We start from the raw sequence: 16,136 nt of genomic DNA, 5'->3' as shown, positions 1-16,136 counted from the left end.
TCCATGGCCGAGTACAAGTTCTCCCACGTCACGACACAGCGCTACCTGCCCACGCCGGGCAAGGCACCGGGCTGGCCGTTCGCCGAGATCGGCCACTGGCAGATGGACGTCAACGGCACCGCCGACGACTGGCTGCGCGACCTGCGCGACTGGCGGCGCGAGCACCTGGTGCGCATCGGCTATGACGACGCCAACTACCGCCGCCCCGAGCTGCAATGGGCGCAGCGCAATTTCGTGCACGCGCAGATGATGGTCGAGGACCGCTTCTTCTTCGACGCGGCCACCGGCGAGTACACGGTGGACCGCTACCTCGACGACCTCGAGCAGCGCTTCGGCGGCCTGGACAGCGTGCTGATCTGGTACGTCTATCCCAACATCGGCATCGACGACCGCAACCAGACCGACCTGGCCCACGACCTGCCCGGCGGCCTGAATGGGCTCAAGCGCGCAGTGGACGCCTTCCACCGCCGCGGCGTGCGCGTCTTCCTGCCCACCAAGCCCTGGGACCACGGCACTCGCGAGCACGCCGAGAGCGACTGGGAGGCCATCGCCGGCATCGTGCAGGCCGTCGGTGCCGACGGCATCAACGGCGACACCTACAACGGCGTGCCGCGGGCCTTCTTCGATGCCTGCGAGCGGCGCGGGCGCTATGTCGTGCTGCAGCCGGAGTCGACGATCTCCTGCGAGGAGCAGCTGATCTGGAATGTGCAGAGCTGGGGCAAGAAGGTGCCGCAGGACGTCGTGCCCGTCGTCGCCAAGTTCAAGTGGCTGGAACCCCGCCACATGATCAACCTCGAGAACCGCTGGAGCCGCGACCGCAACAACGATTTCCAGTACTGCTTCTTCAACGGCGTGGGCTACAACGCCTGGGAAAACGTCTGGGGCATCTGGAACGGCTTCACCGGCCGGGATGCCGCCACGCTCAAGCGCATCGCGACGCTGTACCGCGCGCTGGCACCGCTGCTGGTCAGCCGCGACTGGCGGCCCTATGCGCCGACGCTGCAGGCGGGTGTGTTCGCCAGCAGCTTTCCGCTCGATGGGCGGCGGCTGTGGACGATCGTGAACCGCAACGAGTATGTGGTCGATGGCGAGCAGCTCGCCGTTGAACACGAGACCGGCACGCGCTACTTTGATGTGTGGAACGGCGCGGAGGTGCAGCCGCGCGTGGACGGTGCCCAGGCGATCTTCTCGGTGGCGCTGGAGGCGCGGGGCTTTGGCGCGCTGCTGGCCGTTGCGGCTGGTGAGTCGGTGGACGGGTCTTTGCTGGCTCGCATGGCCGAGCTGGCGCGCACGCCGCTGCAGTCGCTGGACAAGACCTGGCGGCCGCTGACGCAGCAGCTCGTCGCCATTGCACCCACACCGCGCGTCGAAAAGGCACCTGAGGGCATGGTCGAGATCCCTGCCGGTGAGTTCGACTTCGCCGTCGGCGGCGTCGAGGTCGAGGGCCAGACCTGGGCGGGCCTGGACGTGCAATACCCATGGGAAGACAGCCCGCGCCGCCAGCATCGCCGTCGCATGGACATGCCGCGCTTCTTCATGGACCGCACGCCGGTGACCAACGCGCAGTTCCATGCCTTCGTGCTGGCCACGCGCTATCAACCGGCGGACGCGCACAACTTCCTGCGCCATTGGGTGAACGCTGAACCGCCCGCAGGCTGGGCCAACAAGCCGGTCACCTGGGTCGGCATCGAGGACGCGCGCGCCTATGCCGCCTGGGCGGGCAAGCGCCTGCCGCATGAATGGGAGTGGCAATACGCCGCCCAAGGCGGCGACGGCCGCGCCTATCCCTGGGGCGAGGCCTGGGACGCGAGCGCCGTGCCGCCGCCCAACACCGGTCGCACGCTGACCCCGCCCGCCGACGTCGAAACCCACCCGCGCGGCGCCAGCCCGTTTGGCGTGCTGGACCTGGTCGGCAATGTCTGGCAGTGGACCGACGAATACGCCGACAACCACACCCGCGCGGCCGTGCTGCGCGGCGGCAGCAGCTACCAGCCGCAGACTTCGCACTGGTACTTCCCGCAGGCCTACCGGCTCGACCAGCACGGCAAATACCTGCTGATGGCGCCGTGCAAGGACCGTTCCGGCATGCTGGGTTTCCGCTGTGTCGTCGATGCGCGCTGAGGTCCAGCTCGGCGGCGTGCTCGGCGAGGCCGTCGAAGCCAGCCGCCGCGGCCGGCTGCACCGCTTCATCGCCGGGCCCGAGAGCCCGGCCATTGCGCTGTTCCTGCGCGCCGTGGCGGACAAGAACCTGGAGGGCGACTGGTACGGCGAGCACGCCGGCAAATGGCTGGTCGCTGCCTCGCGCGCCGCGGCCCGCAGCGGCGACGCCGAGCTCGCAGAGAACGTGCGCGTCGTCGCCGACTTCCTCTGCGCCCAGCAGGAAGCCGACGGCTATCTCGGCACCTATGCCGCGCCGCGCCGCTTCATGGTCAAGCAGGCACCCAAGCCGCTGACCTGGGACGGCGCGCCGAGCCTGCGCACCTGGGACATCTGGACGCACAGCTATCTGATCCTGGGGCTGCTCGAAGCGCACCGCCATTTCGCGGAGCCGGCCTGGCTGGCAGCGGCCCGCCGCATCGGCGACCTCTGCGCGAGCGCGCTGGCGGAGATCGACATCACCGACCTCGGCAACCACCACGGCATGTCGGCCACGGTGCTGATGGACCCGGCCTGCGAGCTCTACTTCGCAACCGGCGAGCGCCGCTACCTGGACCTGGCCGAGCGCATCCTGGCGCAGGCCGACCGCCACGCGCCGCTGGCCCTGCTGAGCCGCGCGCTGGCCGGCGCCGACGCGGCCGACATCGCCACCGGCAAGGCCTACCAGTTGCTGTGGAACCTCGTCGGCCTGGCCAAGCTGCACCGTGCCACCGGCCGGCCCGAGCTGCTGGCTGCCGTGCATGCGCTGTGGGCCGGCATTCGCGACAAGCACCTGAGCCTGGGTGGCGGCCCCTGGGGTGGCGTGGCCCACCGCTCGCGCGAGGTCTTCAATGCGCCGGGCAGCTTTGTGCCCGAGGCCTATGTCGAGACCTGCTCGACGCTGGCCTGGGTCCAGCTCAATCGCGAGTTGCTGCTGCTCAGCGGTGATGCGCGCTATGCCGAGGAGATCGAGCGCACGGCCTACAACGACCTCTTGGGCGCCATCGCGCCCAATGGCGAGGACTGGTGCTACTACAGCTTCCCCAACGGCCGGCGTGTGCACACGACGTATTGGCGCTGCTGCAAGAGCAGCGGCGCGATGGCGCTGGAGGAGCTGCCGGCGCTGGCCGTCAGCGGTGGCGAGGGCGAGCTGACGGTGCATCTGCATGGCCCGCTGACGGCGCGCGTCGGCGGCGTGGGCCTGCGCATCGAGACGGGCTATCCGTACGAAAGCGACGTGGCGCTGACTCTTGACCCTGATGCGCCGGCTCGCTTCACGCTGAAGCTGCGCTGCCCGTCCTGGGCCGAGGGTGCCCATGCGGAGGTCGGCGGTGAGCGCTTCGCCGGCATGCCGGGCGGGTATCTGGCCATCGACCGCGTCTGGCAGCCCGGCGATACCGTCAGGCTGTGCCTGCCGATGAAGGCCGAGCTGCACCAGCGCCGCAACCGCAATGTGCAGGAGTCGCGCGCGCCCGACGGCAGCGCCGTACACCAGACGGTGCTTGACCTGGGTTATGTGGCGTTGACGCGTGGGCCGCTGGTCTTCGCGACGCCGCTGATCGACGGCTTCAAGACGGCGGAGACCGTGAAGCTGCCCGAGGCGCCGCTCGAACACTGGGTCAGCGAAGTGGCCGGCGCCGAAGTGCCGACGCTGCGCATGAGCCTGGGCTACCGCACGCCGCTGGACTTCCAGCCCTACTTCCTCGCCGGTGGCCGCGAGGACGGCGCCTGGCGGCTGACCTGGCTGTCGACCGCGCCGGCGACCACGACAACCAAGTTTCCGTGATGCCTGAGCGAACGCCAGCGCCCTTGGTTGCGCCGGGCTTCTGGCCCAGACTGGCCGCCATCCTGACGAGCCCCCCGCCGTGAACGCCGCTGCCTTCCCTCCCTCCACCCGACCCGGCCCGCCGGGGCCACTGAGCGGCGTGCGCGTGCTCGACCTGAGTGCCTACATCGCCGGGCCCTATGGCTGCACGCTGCTGGCCGACCAGGGCGCCGACGTGCTCAAGGTCGAGCCGCCGGCCGGCGACAACCTGCGCAACTACCCGTCCACGCTGGCTGCCGAGAGCCGTGCCTTCATCGGCGTGAACCGGAGCAAGCGTGGCGTCGTGCTGGACCTGAAGCAGCCCGCCGATCTCGCCGCCCTGCTGCGCCTGGTGCGCGAGGCCGACGTGCTGGTGCACAACTTCCGCCCCGGCGTTCCCAGGCGCCTGGGCATTGCGCACGAGCAGCTGGAGCTGCTGAACCCGCGCCTCATCTACTGCGCCGTGACCGGCTACGGCGAGACCGGGCCGCTGAAGGACAAGGCCGGCTACGACCAGGTGCTGCAGACGCTGACCGGCATGTGCGCCCTGCAGGGCAAGCGCGGCGGGCCGCCGGAGATCCTCTACGGCTCGGTGGTCGACTACTACGCGGCGGCCCTGGTCGCTTCAGGTGTCGCGTCGGCGCTGTTCGAGCGCGAGCGCAGCGGGCGCGGCCAGTACGTCGGTGTGTCGCTGCTGCGCAGCGCGTTGACGATGCAGTCGGCCCGCCTGGTCTGGGCCGGCGATGAGCCGCTGGACATCGGCCGCGACATGCGCTCGGGCGGCGTCACCGGCATCCACCCGGCGCGTGAGGGTCATATCTACATCTCGGCCAACACAGCGCATTTCTGGGCGGCGCTGTGCCGCATCACCGGCCTGGATGATCTCGCCGCCGACGAGCGCTTCGACACCGTCAAGAAGCGCGCCGCCAACGCCGCCGGGCTGCTGACGAGGCTGCATGCGGCCCTGGCCACGCGCACGGCGCTGGAGTGGGAGGCCTTGTTCGGCGACGAGGTGCCTTGCGCGGCGGCCCGCCAGGTCGAGGACATGTTCCAGCATCCGCAGGTGCTGGCCGAGGGCATCGTCGGCGACCTCGAGCACGCGACCGTCGGCAGCTATCGCGGCGTCACGCGGCCCATCGTCTTCGGCAGGACGCCCGGGCCGGAGCCGTTCGCCGCGCCGACCCTCGGCCAGCACGACGACGAGCTCAAGCCTTAGGTCGCGTTCGTCAGCACCTCGATGCGGTGGCCATCGAGGTCGTGGAACATCGCGCCGAAATAGGTGTCGCTGATGTCGGGCCGGGGGCGCGGCGTGAAGATGTCGCGGGCCGCTGCCGCCAGCGCGGCCTCGTGAGTCGCCGCGACAGCGTCACGCCCGGGGGCGCCGAGGGCGATGTGGGCGCCGCGAGCCGTCACGGCCTCGTCTTCCGGCACGGGGTAGAGGAAGAAGCACCAGCGCTCGGGCGTGCCGAAGGCCGCCTCGCTGCCGGTATCGCGCAGCAGTGCCAGGCCCAGCGGCGCCAGCACGCGGCTGTAGAAGGCCACCGACTCGGCGTAGCGGCGGGTGCCCAGGGACACGTGATCGATCATCGGGAAAGACTCCTGTGGGGACGCCCGTCATCCTAGAAACGGCGCCGCGACGAAATCCGGCAAGATGCGCGGCTCCCTTGCCGTTTGGCCGCAATTTCCGACGATGACCGAGCTGGACCGCTTTGACCGCCAGTTGCTGACCCTGGTGCAGCAGGACGCCGCGCTGACTGCCGAGCAGCTGGCCGAGCATGTCAGCCTGTCGGCCTCGGCCATCCAGCGGCGGCTGAAGCGGCTGCGCGAGCAGGGCGTCATCCAGCGCCAGGTCGCCGTGCTGGACGCCGCCCAGATCGGCCGGCCGACCACCTTCATCGCCGCCCTGCAGGTCGACAGCGAGCGCCCCGAGCCGATGTCACGCCTGCGCGCCTGGCTGGACGCCGAGGCCGCCGTGCAGCAGGCCTTCTATGTGACCGGCGAGAACGACTTCGTGCTTGTCGTCACCGCCCTCGACACGACCGCCTATGAAGCGCTGATGGCCCGGCTGCTGGCCGACAACCCGAACGTGCGCCGCTACACCACCCAGGTCGCCATGGGCGTGCTCAAGCGCGGCCTCAGCTTGCCGGTGCCCGAATGACGCGGCCTGCGGTTTTCTGGCGCCGATGTCGGCACGTCGTAAAACACGTCATGCATTGACAGGTATGGCGGCGCAGACTGCACGGACCTTGAACTCCGTGGACTCTGAACCATGCCTCTGCCTCTCGAAACCACACCGCCCGTCGCGCCGGACTGTCAGGTCGTCGAACTGCGCCAGTACACCCTGCACCCGGGCAAACGCGACACGCTGATCGAGCTCTTCGACCGCGAGTTCGTCGCCGCGCAGGAGGCCGTCGGCATCCGCGTGCTGGGCCAGTTCCGCGACCTGGACGGGCCTGACCGCTTTGTCTGGCTGCGAGGCTTCGCCGACATGGCCGCGCGCGGCGACAGCCTGCCTGCCTTCTATGGCGGGCCGGTCTGGACACAGCACCGCAACACGGCCAACGCGACCATGATCGATTCCGACAACGTGTTGCTGCTGCGCCCGGCCTGGCATGGCGCCGCGCTGCCTGAGCCGGCCCGGCCCCGCGCCGAACGTGGCGCGACGGCGCTGCCCTCGGGGTTGTTGCTGGCGACCGTCTTCCACCTGAAAGCGCCGGCCGGCCCTGAACTGCTGGGCCTTGCCCGCGGCCCGCTCAGCGATGCGCTGCGCGCCGCTGGTGCCCGACAGCTGGCCTGGTATGTCACCGAGGCCACGCCCAACAACTTCCCGCGCCTGCCGGTGCGCGAAGGCGAACACGTGCTGGTCTCTCTGGCTTTGTTCGATGACGCCAGGGCAGCCCTGTCGCGGGACTTCGCCGCATCACTTCAGCCCTGGCTGGCCAAGCCCACTCAGACCCTGCGCCTGGTGCCCACGGCCCGTTCCGCCCTTCACACCTGAACATCATGATCACGACTTCGACCCCGCATGACTTCGACTTCTTCATTGGCCATTGGAAGGTCAGCCACCGCCGCCTCAAGGAGCGCCTGCTCGGTTGCGAGGACTGGGAAAACTTCGACGGCCGCTGTCGCATGTGGCCCCTGCTCGACGGCCTTGGCAACATCGACGACAACGTGCTGGAGCTGCCCACCGGCCCCTACCGCGCGCTGTCCATGCGCACCTTTGACCCGGCCACGAGCCAATGGGCCATCTGGTGGGTGGACGGCCGCAATCCGCATCGCCTGGATCCGCCGGTGGTGGGCGGCTTTGCCGAGGGTGTCGGCGAGTTCCAGTGCGACGACGAGCTGCGTGGCCAGCCTATCCGCGTGCGCTATCGCTGGACGAACACCACCACGGGCCGGCCGCACTGGCAGCAGGCCTTCTCGGCTGATGGAGGCCAGACCTGGGAGGTCAACTGGGAGATGGACTTCGAGCGCGTGCCCGATCCCTCCTAACCTTGCTGCGCGCGGGCCGGCGGCGCCACCCAGGCCAGCAGCGTGCGCACCAGCTGGCGCGGATCGATGGGCTTGCTGACGTGGGCGTTCATGCCGGCGGCCAGGCAGTCCTGCACGTCGTGCTCCATGGCGCCGGCCGTCATCGCGATGACGGGCAGGCGGGCGTGCTGTGGCATGGCGCGGATCAGCCGCGTCGCCGTCGCGCCATCCATCTCAGGCATCTGCATGTCCATCAGCACGGCGTCGAAGGTCTCGTGCTTGAGGCGTTCCACCGCCTCCTGGCCGTTCTCGGCCACCTCGACGTCGAGCTTGACCATGGACAGGAAGGCGCAGGCCACCTGCTGGTTGACCGGGTTGTCCTCGACGAGCAGCACGCGAGCGCCGTGCAGGGGGCGCATGGTCTCGGCCAGGTCGGCCATGCTGCCGCCTGTCGGCGCCTCTGCGGCCGGCGGCTCGCCGCGCTGCAGTTGCATGAGGGCGTCGAACAGGCGCGACGGTGTGACGGGCTTGACGAGGACCTGGGTGCCAGCGCGGCCCTGCAGCTCTTCGGCGACGCGCTCGCTCGCATGCAGGCTGCCCAGCGCGATGATGGCCGGTGGCGGTGCGCCGCGCTCGGCCGCGATGCGGCGGGCCGTGTCGACGAAGTCCGCGCCGGCCGTCTTCCAATCCAGCAGCAGCAATTCGTAGGGGTGGGCCGGGTCGGCTTGGCGCAGGCGGTAGAGCGCCTCGTCGCCGAACGAGGCCACGCCGACCTGGAAGCGCCAGCTTTGCAGCATCTGCTGCAGGATAAGGCGCTCGGTGGGCTGGGCGTCGACGACCAGGGTGCGCATGCCGCGGATGCGGTGCAGGTCGATGCGCTCGGCGCCCGGTCTGGCCCTGCCGAAGTCGCAGGTGAAGGAGAAGGTGCTGCCCTGATCCGGCAGGCTGCTGACCTCGAAGCTACCGTCCATCAGCTCGACGAGGCGCTTGCAGATGGCCAGGCCCAGGCCGGTGCCGCCGTAGCGGCGCGCGATGGAGGCGTCGGTCTGGCCGAAGACCTGGAAGAGGCGATCCACCTGCTCGGGCGTCATGCCGATGCCGGTGTCGCGCACGCTGATGCGCAACCGCATGCGGCCGTCGTGCTCGCCCACCAGGTCTGCCCGCACGACGATCTCGCCGCGTGGTGTGAACTTGATGGCATTGCCGACGAGGTTGTTCAGCACCTGGGTCAGCCTCAGGCTGTCGCCAACCAGGCGGTGCGGCAGGTGCTCGTCGAACTCGAACAGCAGGTCCAGCCCGGCCTCTTCCAGCCGCGCCGAGAACAGATGGCCGACGTTCTCGATCAGCTCCTCGGGGCCGAACTCCTCGGCCTCCAGCGTGATCTTGCCGGCCTCGATCTTGGAGTAGTCGAGGATGTCGTTGAGCAGGGTCAGCAGGGCCTTGGACGAGGTCTGCACCTTGCCGAGGTAGTCGCGCTGGCGCGGGTCCAGCCGTGTCTCCAGCACGAGGTTGGTCAGGCCGATGATGGCGTTCATCGGCGTGCGGATCTCGTGGCTCATGCTGGCCAGGAAGAGGCTCTTGGCGGCGTTGGCGGCCTCGGCCTGGTCGCGTGCGGCAGCCAGCGCCTCGCCTTGGGCGTGGTCGGCCTCGTAGGCCTTGAACAGACGCGCGTACAGCGCGCTGTTTTCCAGCAGCAATTCCATCAGCACGACCGAGCTGGCCAGCAGGCCGTAGATGCGGCCCGCATAGAAGCCGAGGTCGAAGCGCGCCGCGTTGAGCATGGCCGACAGTGCGATGTCGAACAGCCAGGCCAGGCTGACCACCATCAGCCACAGGTCCAGCACGGTCCGCGGCTGCTGGCGCCACAGCGCGGCCAGGGCGACGAGGCTGAAGGCCCAGACGCAGCCGACGGTGACCTGGAAGGCCAGCGAGTAGCGGCCGCCCACCAGCAGCTCGGGCAACCAGTCATGGCCCAGCGTGGTCATCGCGATGCAGCCGGCGCCGGCCAGCAGCGTGAGTGCGGGCCAGGTCAACGTCGGCACGGTGAACTGCGGCCTGCTCTTCAGCGCGACATAGCCGAGCACGAAGAGCGGAAAGCAACCATGCCACAGCATGTAGAGCCAGACGGTGGTTTGCGTCGTCGCACCGAGCAGGCCGTTGGCGCTGAACAGGCCCGGGAAGCTCAGCGCATGGGCCGTCGCCATCGCGGCGGTGAACAGATAGCCGCAGCCCAGCACCAGCAGGGCCTGGGAGCGCAGGATGCGGTACTGGCCGAACAGCAGCACGGCCGTGATGAGGTCGGTCAGCACCAGGGCCGACTCGTAGATGGGGATGAAGGCCGGCACCGCCGCCAGCTTGAGCTTGGCAAAGGGCAGCAGGGCCGCGAACACGGCCACCGACAGCAGCGCGACGATCAGCGCGTGACGGCGCTCGCGCGGGCCGGCCGGCTGGTCCAGCAGAAAGGCCGGCCGAGCGTGCGCCGGCGCGGTTTCAGTGGGAACACCGCCCTCCCGGGGCAGGCTGCTTGATTCCAAGTCGGCTCCCTGAGGCGCCCGAGGCTGCCGGGCTTGCTAACAGGATAGTCGAACTGCGTGGCGGCTCGCGCGACGGGTGACGCCCGTTTACACCTTGAGCTGAAGCGCCGCCCTCACGGGATGGCGGCGTCGGCGTCTCGTGACGGGCAGGGTCATGGGGTCACCCCGTCAACGCGTCCAGCACCTTGGCGTCCAGCACGACGTTGCGGCTGCGATCCAGCAGCGAGCCCGTGTCCCAGTAGAACGGCACCAGGCCGAAGGCGCGGGCCCTCTGCGCCACGGTCTTGCAAAAGTAGGCGCGGCTGGCCTCGTGCAGCCGCAGCGCCTCGCCGGTCAGCGTGGTGCGGTGCTGGGCGCCGAACTCGCCGACGATGACGGGAATGCCCTTGTCGACGAAGCGCGTCTTCATCGAGCCGAGCAGGCTGTCCACCGCGTCCTCCTCGCCCCAGGTGGGGTTGTGGGCGGTATCGGTGGTGGAGTGGTTGCCCTGGCCCCAGTAGAAGAACTGGTTGCCCCAGGTTTCGTCCTTGGTCATGCCGGCGAAGTTCCACGGTGTGTAGTAGTGGATCTCCGCCATCAGCCGGCCGCTGGTCGTGTCCATCGGCCAGCCCGTCATCAGCTGTTTGGTGAGCTCCACATCGGTCGACGGCCCTTGCACGACCAGGTTGCGCCAGGCATTGCGGCCGCCGGTGGCGCGCACGGTGTCGATGAAGGTCTGGTGGTAGCTCATCAGCACGGCCATCTGCTCGGCCGTCTTGACGTTGGGCTCGTTGGCGCTGGCAAACAGCAGCCGCCCGTCGAAGTCGCGCAGTTGGGTCGCGATCTGCTGCCAGAAGGCCCGCTGCTTGTGGTTGTTGGCGACCTGCCTGTCGGGCGTGCAGTGCTCCTCCAGCCAGCCGCCGTCCCAGTGGATGTTGACGATGACGTGGAGGTCGGCGTCGATGCAGTACTGGACGACCTCCTTGACGCGGGACAGCCAAGCAGGGTCGATCCTGGCGGTCGTCGCATCGGCGTACTGATCCCAGGAGGTCGGCAGCCGGACGGCGTTGAAGCCGCTGGTCTTGATGAACTGCACGAAGTCGCGTGTGATCTTCGGGTTGCCCCAATAGGTCTCGCTCTTGCCGCCCATCGCTTCCAGCGTGTTGCCGATGTTCAGGCCGGTGCGCATCTTCTGCGCGGCCTGCACGGCCGAGTCGGCCATGCCGGTGGTGTCGGCCGCCGCGGGCGCGATGTTGTAGTCGGGATAGGGCGAGCCGCCCGGGGCCGGCGCGGGCGCAGGTGCCGGCGCAGGTGCAGGTGCAGGTGCAGGTGCGGGTGCGGGTGCGGGTGCAGGTGCAGGTGCGGGTGCGGGTGCGGGTGCGGGTGCGGGTGCGGGTGCCGCGCTCATTCCCGCGCCGCCACCGCCACCGCCGCCGCAGCCCACCAAGCCGGCCGCAAGGCCCAGGGCTGCCTCGCGCCGTCTCATGGTGCCAACTTGTTCAGGCTCAGCAGCACGACGTCATGGCTACGCAGCTTGATCGTCACCGTGGCCGAGCCGTTGGTGCCGATGCGCAGTTCGCGCTGCACTTCGGGCTTGTCCGTCGTCAGCGCTTGCAGCGTGGCGAGTTGCTTCGCGTCGAGGTTCTTCGGTGAGCCCATCTTCAGGTAGGCGGTGTGGGCGTCGTTGACCTCGAAACCGGTACGGCGCTGCGTGAGCTGGTAGCGGCCAGGCGACAGATGGCGCAGTTCGACGGTGGCGCTGCCTGCGTCCCGGGCCGGCTGCGGCTTGCCGAAGAAGCTGCGGTTGCTGGCCGTCTGGTCGGGCTGGCGCCAGTCCCAGACGATGGCCTGCACCTGGTCGCCGTCAATGCTTGCCCACGTGGAGGCATCGCTCGTCGGCACCTCCTTGCCCTTCAGCGCCGCCAGGTACTTGTACGAAAACCACACCGGCTTGCGGATGCCCTCACGCGTCATCAAGCCGAAGCCGCCATGGAAGGGCGCGTCCGGCGGGCCGGGTTCCTCGAACAGGTCGCTGTAGACCCAGTAGCTCATGTGCTGGGCGAGTCCTTGCGTCTGCTTCAATTTGCTCAGCACATAGGGCGCGCTCATGTACGAGTCGTGCACCAGGTCGCGTGGGTTGTAGCTGGTGCTCCACTCGGTGAAGAACAGCGGCAGGCCTGGCAGGTGCGAGGCTTCGATCTCCTTGCGCACACGCCGCACGTCACCCACGATGGCGTCGGGCGACTTGGACAGCTTCCGATCTTCCTTGCCGAACTCGTCGAGAAAGCCTTCATCGACGCCATAGGTATGCGTCGTGATGAAGTCCACCGGCGTGTTGGTGGCTTTGGCGTGGGCCAGGAACTCGGGCACCCAGGCTGCGCCGGCGGTGGACGGGCCGCCCACGCGCAGCAGCGGGCTGACGGCCTTGATCGCCTTGGCGGTGCGGGTGTAGAGGTCGAAGTAGGCCTTTTGATCGGCCTTCTCCCAGAAGCCGTCGAGGTTGGGTTCGTTCCAGACCTCGAAGTACCAGTCATGCACTTCAGCCGCGCCATAGCGCTCCAGCAGGTGGCGGATGAAGGCGTCGATGAGCGCCACCCAGCCGGCGGGCTCGGGGTGGGAGGTGTTGCCCTCCCAGTAGAAGATCTTGTTGTCCGAGGTCTTCAGCGCCAGCGGTGTGAAGCCCAGCTCGACGAAGGGCTTGATGCGCCGGGCCAGCATCGCGTCGTAGAGCTTGTCGATGCCGGTGAAATCGAACACCAGCTTGCCCGCGGCGTCGCGTGTCACCGTCTTGAACACGTCGTGAAAGATGGCGTGAAAGCGCAGGTAGCGGAATCCCAGTTCATCGACCGCGGTCTTCAGCTGCGCGAGCGCATCGGGGCGGTAGGTCGTGCCGGGGTAGTCGGCGCCGACGCAGTGGTCGAAGAAGCGGTCCAGCGGCTCCTTGGCCTGGGCCACGTCGAGCACGATGCGGCGTTGTTGCGGGGCGGCAAGTGTCATGGGGGCGACCAGGGGCAGGGCGGTGGCGGCCAGCAACTGGCGGCGGCGCAGAGAGCGGAGTGAAGTCATGTCGGGAGTCCTCTGTAGACGAAGTTGCGGGCGCGGACTTCGCCGGCGCCGGCGCTGAACAGCGCAGGCCGCAGGCTGACGAAGCCGCCGAACACGTTGTGATGCAGGCCGGAGACCTCCATCTGCCAGGAATGCTGTTTCCAGCTCTTGCCAGCGTCGTGCGAGGTGTGCCAGGTGATGACGTTCTCTCGGTTGACGAGGCGGATGTGCACACGGCGGGTGGCCATGTTCTCGCGCATCCACGAGTGCTCCTGGCCGTAGCCATAGGTCAGCATCTGCGTGCTGCTGAAGCCAAGGCCCACGTGGCCGCGCTCCTCGTAGAACAGCGCCAGGCCGCCATGGCCGTCGCCGATGATCTCCAGCTCAACACTGACCTCGTAGCTGCGGTCGCCGCAGGCACAGGTCAACGGCGAGGAGTCGGGCAGGGCCTTGCCTTTGCCGCGGATGACCAGGGCCTTATCCGCACCGCTCTCGAAGCGCAGGCGCTTGGCTTCATCGGGACCTGGCGCATGGAAGGCCCATTGCAAGCCGAGCTTGCCACTGGAGAAATCGTCGGACAGCGCAAAGCCCGCGGGGCTGCGTTTGCCACCGCGCGGCTTGGGCAGGGGCTTGTCCAGCGTGCCGCCCTTGGCGTGCGGCCAGCCGTCCTGGGTCCACTCGACGGGCTCCAGCAGCGCCTGGCGGCCCAGCGTGCGCATGCCGTTCTCATAGCCGTGATAGACCATCCACCAGTCCCCCGCCGGCCCTTCGACGAGGCTGGCGTGGCCGCGCGACCACCAGGGCTCGCTGGCGCTCTTCGTGCGCACGATGGGGTTGTGCGGGCAGTCCTCCCAGGGCCCATGGACCGAGCGCGAGCGCGCCACGGTGACCATATGGCTGGTGGGTGGCCCTGCCGTGCCGCCCACGGCAGAGATCAGGTAGAACCACTCGCCGCGCCTGAGCAGCTTGGGGCCCTCGGGCGCGAACATCTCGACGACCCAGTCCTTGGGATATTGCCAGGGTGTCCAGGCGTTGTTCTCCAACGCGCCGTCGGTGGCAAGCCCGTCGTCCTTGAGCCGCACGCGGCGGCCGCCGTTGACGAAAAGGTAGCGCCGGCCGTCCTCGCCGACGACGTGGCCCGGGTCGATGCAGCCTGGGATCTTCAGATCGATGGGCGCACTCCATGGCCCGCGGATGTCGTCGGCGTGAATGACATAGACGCCCATGCCAGCGTCGTGCAGCACCGGGATGTAGATGAAATAGCGGCCCGCGTGCTTGATCAGGTCCATCGCCCAGACGGTGCCGATGGGCTGATGCAGCGCCGCGGTGACGGGCGCCCAGTTCACCAGGTCCTGCGAGTGCCAGATGACGGCGCCCGGGTAGGACTGGAAGGACGAGAACGTCATGTAGTAATCGGCACCGTCCTTCAGGATGGTCGGGTCGGCGTGGTCGCCTGGCACGATGGGATTCAGATAGGTCCCATTGCCCAGGTCGGCCTTGCGCTGGCCTTCGATGCCAAAGGCGAAATTACGCGATCCCGTCGAGGCCTGCGTCGTCGACGCGCGGGCCGGCGCGCTTGAGCCGGCCGCGGTGCCGGCAAGGATGGCGGGAAACGCACGTCGAGTCCACATCGATGTCTCCAGGGTCATGTTCCGGGGATAGGCGCACGCCGCGCGGCGTCGTTCATTTCTTGCACATCGCGCTGATGGCGTCGGGGGCCGCGGCGGTGATCAGCCCCAGCCGATAGGGCAGTTCGATGTAGTCGTACTTCTTGCCCTTTTCCATGTCCAAGCCCTGGAAGAGGAATTTCATCGGCTTGCAGGGGTCGATGGTCAGCGTCTGGTCGGCGCCGTCGCGGATCATTTCGCCATGGGAGACGCCTTCGGACCAGATCCGGCCGTTGAACTTGACGTTGTCTGCGCCGGCGAACCGGTTCATCTCGGCGCCAGCAATGGGCTGCCATTTGCCGTCGAGGCGATCAGCAGTCCAGGCCCGGAAATACCGCCCGCCTGGCCGCATGGCCTCGATCAGCGTCAGGTACTGGTTGGTGCCGGCGATCTTGTAGGTGTTGCTCGCCTCGAACATGTCGTCGCGCTTTTCCTTCATGGCGACGACCGGCTCGGAGAAGCCCTGAGGGAAGCGCTCGATCGTCGTCTCACCGCGGTAGAAGCTGCCGTTGTCGCCGGTGAAGAAAAGGTGGCACTTCTTGTCGTCGCAGATGTTCCAGAAGTCCAGCCAGGCCGCCTGGCCCTTGTCGTCCTTCACGCTCTCCGGGATGGTCTTGTAGAAGGGCTGCGGTGCCGTCCATGAGCGGGGATCGCTGATGTCCTTGGTCGTGGAATACAGCGGATCGCCGCCCTGATAGATCAGGTACCAGAGCTTCTGCGGCGCGAAGTAGAAGACCTGGGGTGCAGCGCGGTAGCCGGGACCGATGGGGGACTTGTCGAGCATGAAGAGAGGAGCCTTGGGCGCCTCTTCCCAGGTGGCAAAGCTCGTGTAGGCCATGCCCCAGCCATTCGTCCCTGCCGTGGTCATGAAGACGTGGTAGCGGCCGTCGTGATAGACGATGGAGGGGTCCTTGACGCCAAAGATGTGCTTCGCGTCGGCCGGCGGCCTGATCAGCGGCTCACTGGATTTCCATTCGAAATCCTGGATCCGATTCGCGGGCTCCGCCGCCTGAGCGAAGGTGCTCAATGCCAGGCAGGACGCAAACCAGAGTGCGTTGAAACCGCTCAGGGAAGATTTGTTGCTGCGCATGACGTCTGCGATGAATGTTTTCAGGGAATCGGTGCGTGCGGGCGTCATACGCGGCCCCGCGTGGCTTCAAGCTGCACCCGGATCTCGGCCATGCGCTTCTCGGTCAGCTCGAAGCGCAGCAGCGACACCAGCGCCAGCACCAGGCCGATGACGGGGATGGTGGACAGCAGGATGCGCATCATGAAGATGGCGTGCGGCGTCTGCAGGGCCTCCAGCTTGGCGTCAAAGCCGGTGAACTGCAGGATCCAGCCCGAGGCGCCCGTGCCCAGCGCGATGCCGACCTTGGAGATCCACGACTGGCAGGCCGAGAACGAGCCCTCGCGGCGCTGGCCGGTCTGCATCTCGTCGTAGTCCACCACGTCGCCCAGCGTGGCGTTGTACAGCGTCCAGAACCCTGCACCTGTGAAAGC

The 16,136-nt window shown here is 68.2% G+C and carries 13 protein-coding genes; 6 read left to right on the top strand and 7 right to left on the bottom strand.

The features are described from left to right. Nucleotides 1–3 precede the first annotated feature (3 nt). The 3 genes from ACXJLH_RS27745 (at nucleotide 4) to ACXJLH_RS27735 (ending at nucleotide 5,156) form a co-directional block, all read left to right on the top strand. Complete coding sequence (locus ACXJLH_RS27745; protein ID WP_457447597.1) at nucleotides 4–2,121, top strand: formylglycine-generating enzyme family protein; 2,118 nt, start codon at nucleotides 4–6, stop codon at nucleotides 2,119–2,121. Then, on the top strand, nucleotides 2,111–3,922 hold the full coding sequence (locus tag ACXJLH_RS27740; RefSeq protein WP_457447595.1) for a glycoside hydrolase family 127 protein: 1,812 nt from the start codon (nucleotides 2,111–2,113) through the stop codon (nucleotides 3,920–3,922). The genes ACXJLH_RS27745 and ACXJLH_RS27740 overlap by 11 nt, the downstream gene beginning before the upstream one ends. A gap of 79 nt (nucleotides 3,923–4,001) precedes the next feature. Next, nucleotides 4,002–5,156, top strand: coding sequence for a CaiB/BaiF CoA transferase family protein (locus ACXJLH_RS27735; protein WP_457391276.1), 1,155 nt, complete (start codon nucleotides 4,002–4,004; stop codon nucleotides 5,154–5,156). On the opposite strand, the gene ACXJLH_RS27730 is transcribed toward ACXJLH_RS27735, so the two are convergent. Further along, nucleotides 5,153–5,527: a VOC family protein gene (locus ACXJLH_RS27730; RefSeq protein ID WP_457447593.1), complete on the bottom strand. Its 375-nt coding sequence runs from the start codon at nucleotides 5,525–5,527 to the stop codon at nucleotides 5,153–5,155. The two genes, ACXJLH_RS27735 and ACXJLH_RS27730, sit on opposite strands and share 4 nt — an antisense overlap. A 103-nt stretch (nucleotides 5,528–5,630) precedes the next feature. On the opposite strand from ACXJLH_RS27730, the gene ACXJLH_RS27725 reads away from it, so the two are divergent. The 3 genes from ACXJLH_RS27725 to ACXJLH_RS27715 all read left to right on the top strand — a co-directional run bounded on the left by ACXJLH_RS27725 (nucleotide 5,631) and on the right by ACXJLH_RS27715 (nucleotide 7,432). Further along, nucleotides 5,631–6,098, top strand: coding sequence for an Lrp/AsnC family transcriptional regulator (locus ACXJLH_RS27725; protein ID WP_457447592.1), 468 nt, complete (start codon nucleotides 5,631–5,633; stop codon nucleotides 6,096–6,098). A 111-nt stretch (nucleotides 6,099–6,209) separates the two neighbouring features. Next, nucleotides 6,210–6,938: an NIPSNAP family protein gene (locus ACXJLH_RS27720; protein ID WP_457447590.1), complete on the top strand. Its 729-nt coding sequence runs from the start codon at nucleotides 6,210–6,212 to the stop codon at nucleotides 6,936–6,938. Nucleotides 6,939–6,943: 5 nt separating this feature from the next. Next, a complete protein-coding gene (locus tag ACXJLH_RS27715; protein WP_457447588.1) occupies nucleotides 6,944–7,432 on the top strand; it encodes a DUF1579 domain-containing protein in 489 nt (162 codons plus the stop codon). Here the strand turns inward: ACXJLH_RS27715 and ACXJLH_RS27710 are convergent. The 6 genes from ACXJLH_RS27710 to ACXJLH_RS27685 form a co-directional block, all read right to left on the bottom strand. Then, the gene (locus ACXJLH_RS27710) at nucleotides 7,429–9,945 is read right to left on the bottom strand and encodes a response regulator (protein WP_457447586.1); all 2,517 of its coding nucleotides are present in this window, start codon (nucleotides 9,943–9,945) and stop codon (nucleotides 7,429–7,431) included. The two genes, ACXJLH_RS27715 and ACXJLH_RS27710, sit on opposite strands and share 4 nt — an antisense overlap. Before the next feature lie 160 nt (nucleotides 9,946–10,105). Next, the gene (locus tag ACXJLH_RS27705; RefSeq protein WP_457447584.1) at nucleotides 10,106–11,410 is read right to left on the bottom strand and encodes a glycoside hydrolase family 5 protein; all 1,305 of its coding nucleotides are present in this window, start codon (nucleotides 11,408–11,410) and stop codon (nucleotides 10,106–10,108) included. Continuing rightward, a complete protein-coding gene (locus ACXJLH_RS27700; RefSeq protein ID WP_457447582.1) occupies nucleotides 11,407–12,990 on the bottom strand; it encodes a GH39 family glycosyl hydrolase in 1,584 nt (527 codons plus the stop codon). Before ACXJLH_RS27700 ends, ACXJLH_RS27705 begins: the two co-directional genes overlap by 4 nt. After that, a complete protein-coding gene (locus ACXJLH_RS27695; RefSeq protein WP_457447580.1) occupies nucleotides 12,987–14,600 on the bottom strand; it encodes a family 43 glycosylhydrolase in 1,614 nt (537 codons plus the stop codon). The genes ACXJLH_RS27700 and ACXJLH_RS27695 overlap by 4 nt, the downstream gene beginning before the upstream one ends. Before the next feature lie 52 nt (nucleotides 14,601–14,652). Then, nucleotides 14,653–15,726: a non-reducing end alpha-L-arabinofuranosidase family hydrolase gene (locus ACXJLH_RS27690; protein WP_457447578.1), complete on the bottom strand. Its 1,074-nt coding sequence runs from the start codon at nucleotides 15,724–15,726 to the stop codon at nucleotides 14,653–14,655. Between the two features lie 44 nt (nucleotides 15,727–15,770). Further along, nucleotides 15,771–16,136: MFS transporter (locus ACXJLH_RS27685; RefSeq protein WP_457447576.1), on the bottom strand; the 366-nt coding region annotated here is incomplete at its 5' end.

This window comes from Roseateles sp. P5_E4, from assembly GCF_054049255.1.
Note: the sequence above shows the minus strand (reverse complement) of the source record. Positions and strands in the feature narration are given on the sequence as shown.